Source organism: Mesorhizobium sp. WSM1293 (assembly GCF_000513875.1).
Lineage (GTDB): Bacteria > Pseudomonadota > Alphaproteobacteria > Rhizobiales > Rhizobiaceae > Mesorhizobium > Mesorhizobium ciceri.
This window is the reverse complement of record NZ_AZUV01000019.1, coordinates 39,176-51,295: the sequence shown is the minus strand read 5'-3', so window position 1 is coordinate 51,295 and position 12,120 is coordinate 39,176. Positions and strand designations below refer to the sequence as shown.

12 protein-coding genes and 1 riboswitch are annotated in these 12,120 nt (G+C 62.2%); of the genes, 6 read left to right on the top strand and 6 right to left on the bottom strand.

From position 1 onward, the window contains the following. Window positions 1–429, bottom strand: coding sequence for a cupin domain-containing protein (locus M729_RS0122430; protein WP_024503746.1), 429 nt, complete (start codon window positions 427–429; stop codon window positions 1–3). Window positions 430–451: 22 nt separating this feature from the next. After that, complete coding sequence (gloB, locus tag M729_RS0122425; RefSeq protein WP_027162918.1) at window positions 452–1,219, bottom strand: hydroxyacylglutathione hydrolase; 768 nt, start codon at window positions 1,217–1,219, stop codon at window positions 452–454. Window positions 1,220–1,356: 137 nt separating this feature from the next. Here gloB and M729_RS0122420 point away from each other — a divergent pair, with 137 nt between their 5' ends. From M729_RS0122420 to M729_RS0122410, 3 genes are all read left to right on the top strand, one after another. Beyond that, on the top strand, window positions 1,357–2,139 hold the full coding sequence (locus M729_RS0122420) for a methyltransferase domain-containing protein (RefSeq protein WP_013529379.1): 783 nt from the start codon (window positions 1,357–1,359) through the stop codon (window positions 2,137–2,139). A gap of 132 nt (window positions 2,140–2,271) precedes the next feature. Beyond that, on the top strand, window positions 2,272–4,098 hold the full coding sequence (locus M729_RS0122415; protein WP_027162917.1) for an ABC transporter ATP-binding protein/permease: 1,827 nt from the start codon (window positions 2,272–2,274) through the stop codon (window positions 4,096–4,098). Window positions 4,099–4,181: 83 nt separating this feature from the next. Next, window positions 4,182–4,985 carry a DUF1194 domain-containing protein gene (locus M729_RS0122410; RefSeq protein WP_027162916.1) on the top strand — a complete coding sequence of 268 codons (804 nt, stop codon included), beginning with the start codon at window positions 4,182–4,184 and terminating at the stop codon, window positions 4,983–4,985. A gap of 71 nt (window positions 4,986–5,056) precedes the next feature. Here the strand turns inward: M729_RS0122410 and M729_RS0122405 are convergent, their stop codons facing one another. Further along, complete coding sequence (locus tag M729_RS0122405; protein ID WP_027162915.1) at window positions 5,057–5,989, bottom strand: glycosyltransferase family 2 protein; 933 nt, start codon at window positions 5,987–5,989, stop codon at window positions 5,057–5,059. A gap of 369 nt (window positions 5,990–6,358) precedes the next feature. On the opposite strand from M729_RS0122405, the gene M729_RS0122400 reads away from it, so the two are divergent. Further along, complete coding sequence (locus M729_RS0122400; protein WP_027162914.1) at window positions 6,359–6,709, top strand: DUF1330 domain-containing protein; 351 nt, start codon at window positions 6,359–6,361, stop codon at window positions 6,707–6,709. A 30-nt stretch (window positions 6,710–6,739) separates the two neighbouring features. On the opposite strand, the gene M729_RS0122395 is transcribed toward M729_RS0122400, so the two are convergent. The 3 genes from M729_RS0122395 to M729_RS0122385 form a co-directional block, all read right to left on the bottom strand. After that, window positions 6,740–7,732, bottom strand: coding sequence for a glycosyltransferase (locus M729_RS0122395; RefSeq protein ID WP_027162913.1), 993 nt, complete (start codon window positions 7,730–7,732; stop codon window positions 6,740–6,742). Between the two features lie 160 nt (window positions 7,733–7,892). After that, window positions 7,893–8,507, bottom strand: coding sequence for a methionine biosynthesis protein MetW (gene metW, locus M729_RS0122390; RefSeq protein WP_013529385.1), 615 nt, complete (start codon window positions 8,505–8,507; stop codon window positions 7,893–7,895). Window positions 8,508–8,565: 58 nt separating this feature from the next. Beyond that, entirely contained in the window at window positions 8,566–9,735 is a 1,170-nt protein-coding gene (locus M729_RS0122385) for a homoserine O-acetyltransferase (protein WP_013529386.1), read from the bottom strand. 114 nt (window positions 9,736–9,849) lie between these two features. Next, window positions 9,850–9,927, bottom strand: a riboswitch (SAM riboswitch). Window positions 9,928–10,064: 137 nt separating this feature from the next. Between M729_RS0122385 and hisC the strand changes: the two genes are divergently transcribed. Both hisC and M729_RS0122375 read left to right on the top strand, forming a co-directional pair. Next, entirely contained in the window at window positions 10,065–11,174 is a 1,110-nt protein-coding gene (hisC, locus tag M729_RS0122380; RefSeq protein WP_027162912.1) for a histidinol-phosphate transaminase, read from the top strand. A 5-nt stretch (window positions 11,175–11,179) separates the two neighbouring features. Next, entirely contained in the window at window positions 11,180–12,115 is a 936-nt protein-coding gene (locus M729_RS0122375) for a prephenate/arogenate dehydrogenase family protein (RefSeq protein ID WP_027162911.1), read from the top strand. Window positions 12,116–12,120 lie beyond the last annotated feature (5 nt).

Below are 12,120 nucleotides of genomic sequence, written 5' to 3'. Positions count from 1 at the left end.
CTACGGTTGTTTCGGCTGCCAGCCGGGTGCTGCCAGTTCGAAGGCGGCAAACTCGAAGCCCGGCGCGACGGTGCAGCCGACCAGCGTCCATTCGCCGAGGCTGCGCGCCGATTGCCACCGGCCCGCCGGCACGACGATCTGCGGCCGCTCACCGGCTGCGAGATCGATTCCAAGCACCTGCTCCACAACGGTGCTGCCTTCTTCCCACATTGCCAGTGCCAGCGGGGCGCCGGCATGGAAATGCCAGACCTCGGCGGCGTCCTTGACCCGGTGCCAGGCCGAAACCTGATGCTCCTCAAGCAGGAAATAAATGGCGGTCGAATGGCCGCGCGCGCCGCCAGTGCCATCGCGAAAGGTCTCGGCATACCAGCCGCCTTCCGGATGCGGCTTCAGCCCGAGCGTCGCGATGATTTCGGCGGAGCTGGTCATGGCGTCGACGATATCACGGGCTCTAGAAGTTGTCCTTGCGCTTGCGGATTTCGGCAAAGACCTCGGCGTCGGAAGCCTTCTCCAGCCCAAGATGCTTGCGGATCGCCGGATCGTGCCAGCGCAGGAAGGGATTGGTCGACAGTTCCTCGCCGATCGTCGTCGGCAGCGTCGGCTTGTTCTCGGCGCGCAGCTTTTCGATCCTGGCGGCGCGTTCCTTCAATGCTGAATTGGACGGGTCGACGGTCAGCGCGAAACGGGCGTTGGAGAGCGTGTATTCGTGGCCGCAATAGATGGCCGTTTCAGCTGGAAGTGCAGCCAGCTTCTTCAGCGAATCATACATTACCGGCGGCTTGCATTCGAACAGCCGCCCACAACCCAGCGCAAACAGCGTGTCGGCGGTGAACGCCACGCTCGAGGCCGGCAAATAATAGGAAACGTGGCCGGCAGTGTGGCCGGGGGTGGCGATGACTTCGATCCTTTCATCGCCAAGATGGAGAACCGAGCCGTCTTCGACGGTCTCGTCTATGCCGGGGATCTTGGCCTTTTCGGCCTCCGGGCCGACGATGCGCAGCTTGAAGCGCTCCTTCAGCGTCAGATTGGCCTCAACGTGATCCATGTGGTGATGTGTGGTCAGGATCATCGTCGGCGTCCAGCCGGTGCGCTTTATCGCGGCCAATATTGGCGCTTCCTCGGGCGCATCGATGATCGCGGTCTGGCCGCTTTTGGGGTCATGCACCAGCACGCCGAAATTGTCGCTGCGGCACATGAACTGTTCGATTTCGACCGGCATCACATCTCTCCGTTATGGCCGCAGACATAGGGCGCTTGCGGGTCGATGTCATCCCGGATGTCGAATGACATTCCCGGAATGTCGGGTCGTCGCGGCCTTTTGTTGAAACCTGGCGACATCACGGCTACATCCCTGCCATGCATTCCGACATCGTCGATCTTCGCTCGTTCTATTCGACAACGCTCGGCCGGTTCGCCGAGCGTTCGATCACCATGGCGTTGTCGTCGATATGGGCGGCCGTTCCCAACGAGCGGCTGGTTGGTCTGGGCTACACCTTGCCGTGGCTGGAGCGGTTCGGCAGCGACGCCGAGCGGGTCTTCGCCTTCATGCCGGCAACGCAAGGCGCGGTGGTGTGGCCGGCGACGGGGCCGACGGCGACGGCACTGGTCTTCGACGAGGAACTGCCGCTGGTCGATTCCTGCATCGACCGCATGCTGCTCGTCCATTCGCTCGAACATGTCGAGAACCCGCGTGAGACGCTGAACGAGATCTGGCGCGTGCTGTCGCCGGCCGGCCGGGTGGTCATCGTCGTGCCCAACCGGCGCGGTGTCTGGGCGCGCTTCGAGCACACCCCATTCGGCAACGGCCGGCCCTTTTCGCGCGGCCAGCTTACGGAACTGCTGCGCGAGGCCAATTTCACGCCCGCCGCTTGGTCCGATGCGCTGTTCTTTCCGCCATCGCGGCGCCGTTTCATGATGCGCTTCCACAATGTACTGGAGCGCGCCGGCCGGCGGCTGTGGCCGATCTTTTCCGGGGTCATCGTGGTCGAGGCGCAGAAGCGGCTCTATCAAGGCGTGCCGGTGGCGCAGCGCGCATCGCGCCGCGTCTTCGTGCCGGTGCTGTCGCCGCATGGCGCCACCCGGCTTGGCCGTCACAAAGCGGATGCCAAGCCCTTGGCTGCGCGGGTGACGGCTTCGTGATCGCGGCAAGCGTGCCTGACGTCGTTTCCCTGCCTATCTGTCGCAAGCAGACCGACAGCCCATCCGGCAGCCCATACGAACGCCTGTCAAGTTTCTCCATCCGGTTGTAGCACTGACGCAAGGACCTCGGCCATGGCTGATCAACCGGACAATGCCGCCGCCGTTCAGCCGGTTGCCGTGGCGGTCGAGGCCAGCAGCCTGCACGATCAGGTGATGACGATCCGGCGGGCGCTTGCGGGATCGCCGGTTCGCAGATGGTTGCTGTGGACATCGGTCGGCATCATGGCCGTGATCATCGCAACGTCGATCGGCCAGGTTCTGCTCAACCGCTGGAACCAGCCTTTCTACGATGCGCTTGCCCGCCGCGACATGGCGGCCTTTTTGCACCAGCTCCTCGTCTTCGCGGCCATAGCCGGGGGACTTCTGGTGCTCAATATCGGCCAGACCTGGCTCAACCAGATGATCAGGCTCAAGCTGCGCGAGGCGCTGACGCTGGATCTGATCGATCAATGGATGCGGCCGGCGCGCGCCTTCCGGCTGGCCAATGCCGGCGCCATCGGCGTCAATCCCGACCAGCGCATGCAGCAGGACGCCGCGCATCTGTCCGATCTGTCAACCGATCTCGGCGTCGGCCTGCTGCAGTCGTGCATCCTGCTCGTGTCCTTCGTCGGCGTGCTGTGGGAGCTGTCCTCGGGCTTCGTGTTCCACATCGGCGGGACCTCGCTGGCCATACCTGGCTATATGGTCTGGGCCGCCATCCTTTACGCCGGTATCGCCTCCTGGCTGAGTTGGCTGGTCGGGCGGCCGCTCATCCGCCTGAACAGCGACCGCTATACACGCGAAGCCGAGCTGCGCTCCTCGATGGTGCGCGTCAACGAGAATGTCGATGCCATTGCGTTGTATCATGGCGAGGCCGACGCCAGGCGGCGGCTCGAACTCGATCTCGGCACGGTGCTGGGCGCCATGCGGCGCATCTACACCGCCCAGATCAACCTGTCCTGGGTGACCGACACCTATGGCTGGATCACCGTCGTGGCGCCCATACTGGTTGCTTCGCCTGTCTATTTCTCAGGTGATATCAGCTTTGGCGGGCTGATGATGGCGGTCGGCGCATTCAACCAGGTCCACTCCTCCTTGCGCTGGTTCATCAACAACATCGGCAGCATTGCCGATTGGCGCGCCACGCTGATGCGCGTGGCCGATTTCCGCATCGCGCTCGATGAAACCGATGCGCTGCACGACACCGAAAAGCGCATCGCCTTCGGCCAAAACGTCAGTGGCAGCCTGACTTTCGAGAAGCTCGAAGTGGCCTCGCCGGAGGGCTGCACCAGGCTCGCCGACCCGCATGTCGAAATCCGCCCCGGCGAGCGCGTCATGATCACCGGCGATCCCGGTGCGGGCAAGACGCTGTTCTTTCGTGCCATTGCCGGCCTGTGGCCATGGGGAAGCGGCCGGATCGGCCTGCCGGCGGGAGAAACCCCCATATTCGTGCCGCGCGTGCCTTATTTTCCGGTCGGCACATTGCGCGAAGTCCTCGATCACCCGAACGGCCCCGCGCCGGCGGACGATGCCGACATTTCGGCGGTGCTGGCCGAGGTCGGTCTGGGACGGCTATCCTCATCGCTCGACCGCGCCGGGCGTTGGGACCATGAGTTGGGCGATGACGAACAACGCTCGCTGGCCTTCGCCAGGCTCGCGTTGCGGCAGCCGAAATGGGTGATCATCGACGAGGCGCTGGATGCATTCGACGGCCCATCGCTAAGACGCGTGCTGTCGATGCTCGAGAAGCGTTTGCCGGCGACAGCGATCCTCAACATCGGGCGCGGCCAGCACAACGACCACTTCTTCCCGCGCGCGTTGACGATCGTCAAGGATTCCGGTGCGCCAGCGCTGAAGCCCGCCCGCGTCAGAGCCGGCGCGATCGAACCGCCGCCAGTCGCCGCCCGCGGCAAGAAATGAGCTGATATCCGGACGGGGAAGCAAAGCTTTATTTTGCCGTGATCGCGAGGGAAGCTCTTCGGGAGAACAACCGGGCGACGGCCATGCTTGATGCTCTGCGCCTGCTTGCCTGTCTTGCCTGCGCCCAGGCTGCCCCCGCCGCCTCGCCGCGGGATGCGCTCGCCGTCGACGTCGAGCTGGTGCTGGCAGTCGACATCTCGCTGTCGATGGACGAGAAGGAGTTCGCGCTGCAGCGCGCCGGTTATGTCGAGGCGCTGCGGCATCCCGACTTCATCAAGGCTGTCCGCGCCGGCGCCACGGGCCGCATAGCGCTGACCTATTTCGAGTGGGCCGGCACGGTGCGCGACGACGCGGTGATCGGCTGGCAGATCATCGATAGTGCCGAGAGCGCCAACAGCTTTGCCGACGAGGTCGCGGCGCGCCCGTTCCGCAGCTTTCGCGGCACTTCGATTTCCGGCGCGCTGGCCTTCGGTGCCGAGCTTTTCGACCGCACGTCTTTCCAGGGCGAACGTAGCGTCATCGACATTTCGGGCGACGGACCGAACAATATCGGGCCGCCAGTCACCGCGACGCGTGATGCGGCGACTGCCAAAGGCATCGTCATCAACGGCCTGCCGATCCTGATCAGCCCGTCGCCCACCTTCAGCCATCTCGACCAGTATTACGCGCAATGCGTGACCGGCGGGCCCGGTTCCTTCGTGCTGCCCATCTATGCCGCCGCGGAGTTTTCGACAGCCATCCGGCGCAAGCTGATCCTCGAAGTGAGCGGCATTCGGGACAAGGCGAGAATCACCCGCGTCGACGCGGCCAAGCCGATAGACTGCCTGCAGGGCGAACGGGACAGGCGGTTTTTATCGGATCCGTATTTTCCCGAACTTGACCGCTGAGCTCTCGATAGTGCGGTTCACGCAATCCGGAGGGAAAACCGTTCCACGATTTTCCTGGAGTTGCTCTGGGTTCAGGCGAGCCGGGCGCCACATTGGTTGCGAAACTCGTTGGAGAGATCGCGGCGCCAGCGTCGGCCATGGACATAGCCTTGCATCAATTCCGGCAGCGAGTAGCCAAGCGCTTTCGACGAACGGTTGGCCATATAGCCCTGGAATGCCTCCGGTATCCTGCCTCGCAGGATATCGGCGATGAGCTGCCGCGAGATCATGTAAGGCGGAATGTGCGGGTAGGCGTGGGCAATATGAGGATGTTTGCCCATCAGGTTCGCATAGGCCTCGACATAGCCGTCACGGCGGCCGGAAATCGAGTTCTCCGAATTGTATTTCGTCCAGTCGAGGTCGTCGGACAGTTGCGCACCGAAGCGCCGGGCAAGGCGCAGCAGCAATTCGCGATCCTGCATGCGGGTGATGTCGCTGTCGTAGCCGCCGATGGCCAGCAAGGCTTCACGGCGAGCAGTGATCGCGGAGCCGGCGATGAAGATGGTCTGCCCAACCAGCGTCCGCTCAAGCATTGCGGGGCTCACGAATGCCTCGGGGTTGGCGCAGTTTGTGATGCGATTGCCCTTCAGGGACACGAACGAACTGATCAGCACTTGCAGTGCAGGATTTTCATCGAACCAGGTCAGGGTTCGTTCAAGCCGGTGCGGCATGTAGATGTCGTCGGAATCGAGGAACGTCACCAACGGTGCCCGCGCCCGCTCGATGCCGGCATTCCTGGCGGCGTTGGCGCCTCGCCATTTCGCCCCGACATAGATTAGCCGCGGGTCCTGGATGCGGGCCAGCGCCGCTTCGGTCCCATCGGTCGAACCATCGTCGACGACAATGTGCTCAAACCTCGACATGCTCTGGGAGAATACGCTTTCCACGGCGCGCAACACTGTTTCGCGTCGGTTGTGGGTCGGCGTAATGACCGTGATGAGAGGTACTGGATCGATCCCGGCCATGTCTGTCAGCTGTTTCCTGCGCAGGGTTGCGCGTCTGTCCAGGACTTTTCGATTTTCAGAACGGTCGAATGGATTGGACTTCCCTTTCTCTACACCACATCACAGTCGGCGCGACGCTATAAAAAACGACTGCCCCTGTCACCCACCGTGCCGGTACTCAATCCAGGCGAGACAACGAATCCCCGCTCTTAGCGTTCCAATTGCAACAGCACCGCCGCACATAGCATTACGAATCACCATGGAAGCAACCCATCATGACAGATAGCATACATCTCATTACCTCAGACGTAATCGCTTAGCGCTCGGCCTTTGGTCAGATTGCCCATGCAGAGGCCGGCAACTCGGCTTCGATGACAAAGGAGTTCAGTCATGGCCGCTTACGCCGTCGCCCATATGCGCCAAGCCACAATGGGTCCGCAGATCGTCGAATATCTGCATAGGATAGATGCCACGCTGGAACCTTTCGGCGGCCGTTTTCTGGTCCATGGCGGCGATGTGGAGGTGATCGAGAACGACTGGCCTGGCCATCTGATCATCATAGAATTTCCCGACAGGCAGCATGTGCATGGCTGGTACAATTCGCCGGCCTACCAAGCGATACTGGCGCTGCGCACGGACAATTCGGAGGCCGATGTGGTGTTCGTCGACGGCGTCGAACATCCGCACAAGGCCACGGATATTCTGGAGCAATCGCCGGATCAAGGATCAATTGGACGCTGAACTGCGGTTCAAGGAATGGCGGTACAGCGTCTAGCTATGCCCAACATAGTCTGGCACCGTTTCGATTTTGTCGCGAACCATGCCAGTTGCGAAACTGAACTGGCCCCAAAACGCCAAACCATAAAATGCCTGACCGACAATAAGAGAAAAGGGAACCTGCCAAAGCGGCATCCCGGTTTCCCGGGCATGGCCTACGATCCGTCGTGTCGTGCGCCATGACATGGTGAGCCACCGGCTGAAGGACTTGACTATCCGTCGCGTGCGGCTCGGCGAATTGAGCGCAACGAACTTCCGGTCGGCGTCGCGACCTGTAACCAGGGCGCGCCAGTAAAAGAACCGCCAGCCCCGCGGCGAATAGTGATAAACGCGTGCGTTGACATTATGAATTTTGTGGCCCTCCCGCAGCAGTTCGCGCATCAGCAAAGTGCAGGAAACCTTGAAGCCATTATGTTTTGGAAAAGGATGGCTGAGGATCCACTCGCGTCGAAACGCTACATTGTTGGCGTTGATCGCTCGCTTCGAGGCAAATCGCCCGTCACCACGGGCCATCGGGAAAAACCAGATCAACGCAAAGGTTCTTGAAAAGAAGTCGTCGTATGAAAGGTATGTATATCCGTTTGCGCAGATAACTTCAGAGTTTTCAAAGGGTTCAAGCAGTCCTGATAGCCATCCTGGTTCCGCGACCACGTCGGAATCCAGAAAGATGACGATATCTCCGTCCGATGCCAGCATACCGTTGTTCTTCAGGTCGTAATATCGGCCACCAGGGAAAGCTGTGAAGACGAGTTCGGCAACCTGACCGAGCTGCGGGGCCTCATTCGAAATCTCACGACGCAACGCCTCTTTGTCCGACTCTGCTCCGCCGTGAGAGATGACGATCCTTGGTCGCGCTGAACCGGTTGCTGAAACCGATGAGATTTCCCGAGCCAAGGCCTTCATCCCAACGCCGATCTCGTCCCAGTCGATGGACCTGGCGTTTTCCATTTCCACAACGAGTGAGTAAGTTGCGCGTTCTTCGACCATTTTTGCCCCCCCCGAGCCGTCAGTGTGGCTATAGCCGCACTAGCCCGCTGTCAAACAGTCGACACCATTTACACTGGTTCGCGATCGTCATACAGGGCGACTTTGCTCGGCGCCAAACACACTGTTGCTTGGCGAGTCGGGTCTTTGATCGGTGCGGAAATTACCGTTTCAGCAAGAACACTGCCTGCTGGCCGAAGAAATTCCAGAACCACCACGGCATCGACAGGCCGATCTTCTGGCCGGCGGCGTCGAGGGCGGTTGCCTTCTCGACTGTCGCGCCGAGTTCGTCGCACAGATTGACGAAATCGCGGATGGTGCAGAAGTGGATGTTGGGCGTGTCGTACCAGGAATAGGGCAGGTCCTTGGTCACCGGCATGCGGCCGTTGAGGAACAGCGACAGGCGCACACGCCAATGGCCGAAATTGGGGAAGGAGACGATGGCGCGGTTGCCGATCCTGAGCAGTTCGTCGAGCACCAGCTTCGGGTTGCGGGTGGCCTGCAGCGTCTGCGACAGGACGACGAAGTCAAAGCCCTTGTCGGGATAGAATTCGAGATCCTTGTCGGCGTCGCCCTGGATGACCGAGAGGCCGCGCGCCACACATTCGTTGACGCCGCGCTGCGACAGCTCGAGTCCGCGGCCGTCGACCTGCTTGGTGTCCTGCAGCAGTTCGAGCAGCGAGCCGTCGCCCGAGCCGACATCGAGCACGCGCGACTGTGGCGGGATGAGGTTGGCGACGACTTCGAGGTCGACGCGCTGGTCGCGGTTGACGCTCATGGCTTCGCCTCCCGCCTGGCGCATGATCCCGATCCAAAAAGCCTGCAATTTTTCCGGGTCATGCGCTCAGCCCTCTCGCCCGGGCCGCCGAGCCGATGAAGCCGTTTATCGCGGCAAACAGTTCCGGCTCGTCGAGCAGGAATGCGTCGTGGCCACGGTCGGTCTCGATCTCGACGAAGGATACCGATGCGCCGGCGGCGTTGAGCGCATGCACGATCGAGCGGCTCTCCTCGGTCGGGAACAGCCAATCCGAGGTGAACGACACCAGGCAGAAGCGGGTTTTCGTGCCGGCGAAGGCATCGGCCAACCGGCCGCCATGGTCTGCGGCGAGGTCGAAATAGTCCATCGACCGCGTCATGTAGAGGTAGGAATTGGCGTCGAAGCGATCGACGAAGGTCATGCCCTGATGGCGCAGATAGCTTTCGATCTGGAAGTCGGCGTCGAAGCCGAAGGTCAGCGCTTCGCGATCCTGCAGATTGCGGCCGAACTTGCGGTGCAGGGCGGCTTCCGACAGGTAAGTGATGTGGGCGGCCATACGGGCTACCGCCAGGCCCTTTTCCGGGCGTTTGCCGTGCTCGAAATATTTGCCGCCATGCCAGTCCGGATCGGCCATGACAGCCTGCCGGCCAACCTCATGAAAGGCGATGTTCTGCGAGGAATGGCGCGCGCCGGTGGCGATCGGCAGTGCCGAGAAGACGCGCTCCGGATAGCTCGACGCCCATTCCAGCACCTGCATGCCGCCCATCGAGCCGCCGAGCACGCAGAATAGTTTCTCGATGCCGAAATGGTCGATCAGCATCTGCTGCGCCCGCACCATGTCGCGGATGGTGATGATCGGCAGGTCGAGCCCATAGGGCTTGCCGGTGGCGGGATTGGTCGAGGCCGGGCCGGTGGACCCAAGGCAACCGCCGATGACGTTGGAGCAGATGACGAAGAAACGATTGGTGTCGATGATCTTGCCGGGGCCGATCAGCACTTCCCACCAGCCAGGCTTGCCGGTCACCGGATTGGTGCTGGCGACGTGCTGGTCTCCGGTCAGCGCATGGCAGACGAGGATGGCGTTGGAGCGGGCATCGTTCAGCGTGCCGTAGGTCTGGTAGGCGATCTGGAACGGTGACAGCAGCGTACCGGCGTCCAGCTTGAGCGGCTTGTCGGATCCAAAACGCAAAACCGGGCTCGACGGTTGGTCGACCTCGTTGTTGGTTTTGCGGGCACGCAGAACGGCCATGACATCCATCTCACACTTTGAGCCCACGCATCGCACTCGTCGAAAGTCGATGCCGATACGGGTGTCCGGCCGGCGCGGACAACAAAAAACCGGCATTGCGGTCGCAAAGCCGGTTACAGGATGCAAACGGCCCTTTAGCAAGTTGTTTAACGTGGCTGCAAGCCGACCGGCCAAATCACCACGGAAGTTCGCTCCCCTTCTAGGGCTGTGGCGCGCCGGCGTCAACGGCCTGCCTTGGGCGGGAGGCTGTCGCCTCTCGACATTGCAGGCCACGGCTTGTATTTCCGCTGCGGCTTCCCTCAGGAAGCGTTCTCGACGGATTTTGCGACATGAGCCAGACACCGGACCAGGCACGTCCAACCCCGCGCGCGGGCATCATGGACATAGACGCCTATGTGCCGGGCAAGAGCACGGCGCCTGCCGGCGTCGCCAAGGTCCACAAGCTGTCCTCCAACGAGAACCCGCTCGGGCCCTCGCCGAAGGCGATCGAAGCCGCGCGCGAGATTGCCGGAAAGCTTGACGTCTATCCAGACGGCACCGCCAGGCGGCTGCGCGAAGCGATCGCCGAGGTGCATGGCCTCAACCCGCAGAACATCATCTGCTCCAACGGCTCCGACGAGATCCTCGGCCTGCTGGCGCAGACCTATCTGGCGCCCGGCGACGAGGCCGTCATCACCGAGCACGCCTTCATGGTCTACAAGATCTACATCCAGTCGGCGGGCGCCGTTCCGGTGACGATCAAGGAAACAGACGAGCGCGCCGATATCGACGCCATCCTGGCCGCCGTCACGCCGCGTACCAAGATCGTGTTCCTCGCCAATCCCAACAATCCGACCGGCACCTATGTGCCGTTCCAGGAGGTGCGCCGGCTGCATGCCGGTCTGCCCAGGCACGTGCTTCTGGTGCTCGACGCGGCCTACGCCGAATATGTTCGCCGCAACGACTATGAGGCCGGCATCGAACTGGTCGGCAGCGCAGAGAACGTGGTGATGACCCGGACCTTCTCCAAGATCGGCCTTGGCGGGGCGCGGATCGGCTGGATGTACGGGCCGATGCACATCGTCGACGCCATCAACCGCGTGCGCGGCCCCTTCAACGTCAATGCGACGGCGATCGAAGCCGGCATCGCCGCCATTCGCGATCGCGCCCATGTCGAGCGCAGCGTGGCGCACAACGAGACCTGGCTGGCCTGGCTGAGTGAGGAATTCACAAAGCTTGGGTTGCGGGTGACGCCCAGCGTCGGCAATTTCATCCTCATTCATTTTCCCGAGGACCAGAAACATTCGGCAGCGGCGGCGGACGACTATCTGACGGCGCGCGGCTATATATTGCGGCGCGTTTCGGGCTATGGCTTTCCCAACGCGCTGCGCATGACCGTCGGTACCGAACAGGCCAATCGCGGCGTTGTCGCCGCTCTCACGACATTCCTGAAAAGCTAGAAACCATGACATCACCGATGTTTGAAAAGATCGCGCTGGTCGGCATCGGCCTGATCGGCTCGTCGCTGGCCCGCGTCATCCGCCGCGAGGGCCTCGCCCGCCACGTATCCATCTCGACCCGCAGTGCGGCGACGCTGGCACGGGCCGAGGAGCTTGGGCTGGGCGATAGCTATAGCACCGATGCGAGAGAAGCTGTCCGCGATGCCGACCTGGTCATCATTTCGGTGCCGGTCGGCTCGTCCGGCACGGTTGCCGAGGAAATCGCGCCGGCGCTGAAGCCGGGCGCGATCCTCACCGATGTCGGCTCGACCAAGGCGTCTGTCATTGCGCAAATGCAGCCTTATGTGCCTGAAGGTGTCCATTTCATTCCCGGCCACCCGCTGGCGGGCACAGAAAAATCCGGCCCCGACGCCGGTTTCGCCGACCTGTTCGACAATCGCTGGTGCATCTTCACGCCGCTGCCCGACACCGACCCGGACGCGTTGGAGAGGCTGTCGGAGTTCTGGCGGCGCTGCGGCGCCAACATCGACACGATGGATCCCCAGCATCACGATATGACGCTGGCCATCGTCTCGCATCTGCCGCACATCATCGCCTACAACATCGTCGGCACCGCCGATGATCTGCAGTCGGTGACCAAATCCGAAGTGATCAAATATTCGGCTTCCGGCTTCCGCGACTTCACCCGCCTTGCCGCCTCCGATCCGACCATGTGGCGGGATGTCTGCCTGCACAACAAGGACGCCATCCTCGAAATGCTGGCGCGGTTCTCGGAAGATCTGGCGTCGCTGCAGCGCGCAATCCGCTGGGGCGACGGCGAAAAACTCTTCGACCTGTTCACCCGCACCCGCGCCGTGCGCCGCTCGATCATCGAAGCCGGCCAGGACATCGACGTTCCCGATTTCGGCCGTCAGGCGGTCGAGCACCCCGCGAAGGGCTAGGTCTG

Coding starts and splice junctions, on each gene's coding strand:
- M729_RS0122395 (WP_027162913.1), bottom strand. CDS start 7,732: ATGGTCGAAGAACGCGCAACTTACTCACTCGTTGTGGAAATGGAAAAC.
- M729_RS0122430 (WP_024503746.1), bottom strand. CDS start 429: ATGACCAGCTCCGCCGAAATCATCGCGACGCTCGGGCTGAAGCCGCAT.
- M729_RS0122420 (WP_013529379.1), top strand. CDS start 1,357: ATGCATTCCGACATCGTCGATCTTCGCTCGTTCTATTCGACAACGCTC.
- M729_RS0122400 (WP_027162914.1), top strand. CDS start 6,359: ATGGCCGCTTACGCCGTCGCCCATATGCGCCAAGCCACAATGGGTCCG.
- M729_RS0122415 (WP_027162917.1), top strand. CDS start 2,272: ATGGCTGATCAACCGGACAATGCCGCCGCCGTTCAGCCGGTTGCCGTG.
- metW (WP_013529385.1), bottom strand. CDS start 8,507: ATGAGCGTCAACCGCGACCAGCGCGTCGACCTCGAAGTCGTCGCCAAC.
- hisC (WP_027162912.1), top strand. CDS start 10,065: ATGAGCCAGACACCGGACCAGGCACGTCCAACCCCGCGCGCGGGCATC.
- M729_RS0122405 (WP_027162915.1), bottom strand. CDS start 5,989: ATGGCCGGGATCGATCCAGTACCTCTCATCACGGTCATTACGCCGACC.
- M729_RS0122410 (WP_027162916.1), top strand. CDS start 4,182: ATGCTTGATGCTCTGCGCCTGCTTGCCTGTCTTGCCTGCGCCCAGGCT.
- gloB (WP_027162918.1), bottom strand. CDS start 1,219: ATGCCGGTCGAAATCGAACAGTTCATGTGCCGCAGCGACAATTTCGGC.
- M729_RS0122375 (WP_027162911.1), top strand. CDS start 11,180: ATGACATCACCGATGTTTGAAAAGATCGCGCTGGTCGGCATCGGCCTG.
- M729_RS0122385 (WP_013529386.1), bottom strand. CDS start 9,735: ATGGCCGTTCTGCGTGCCCGCAAAACCAACAACGAGGTCGACCAACCG.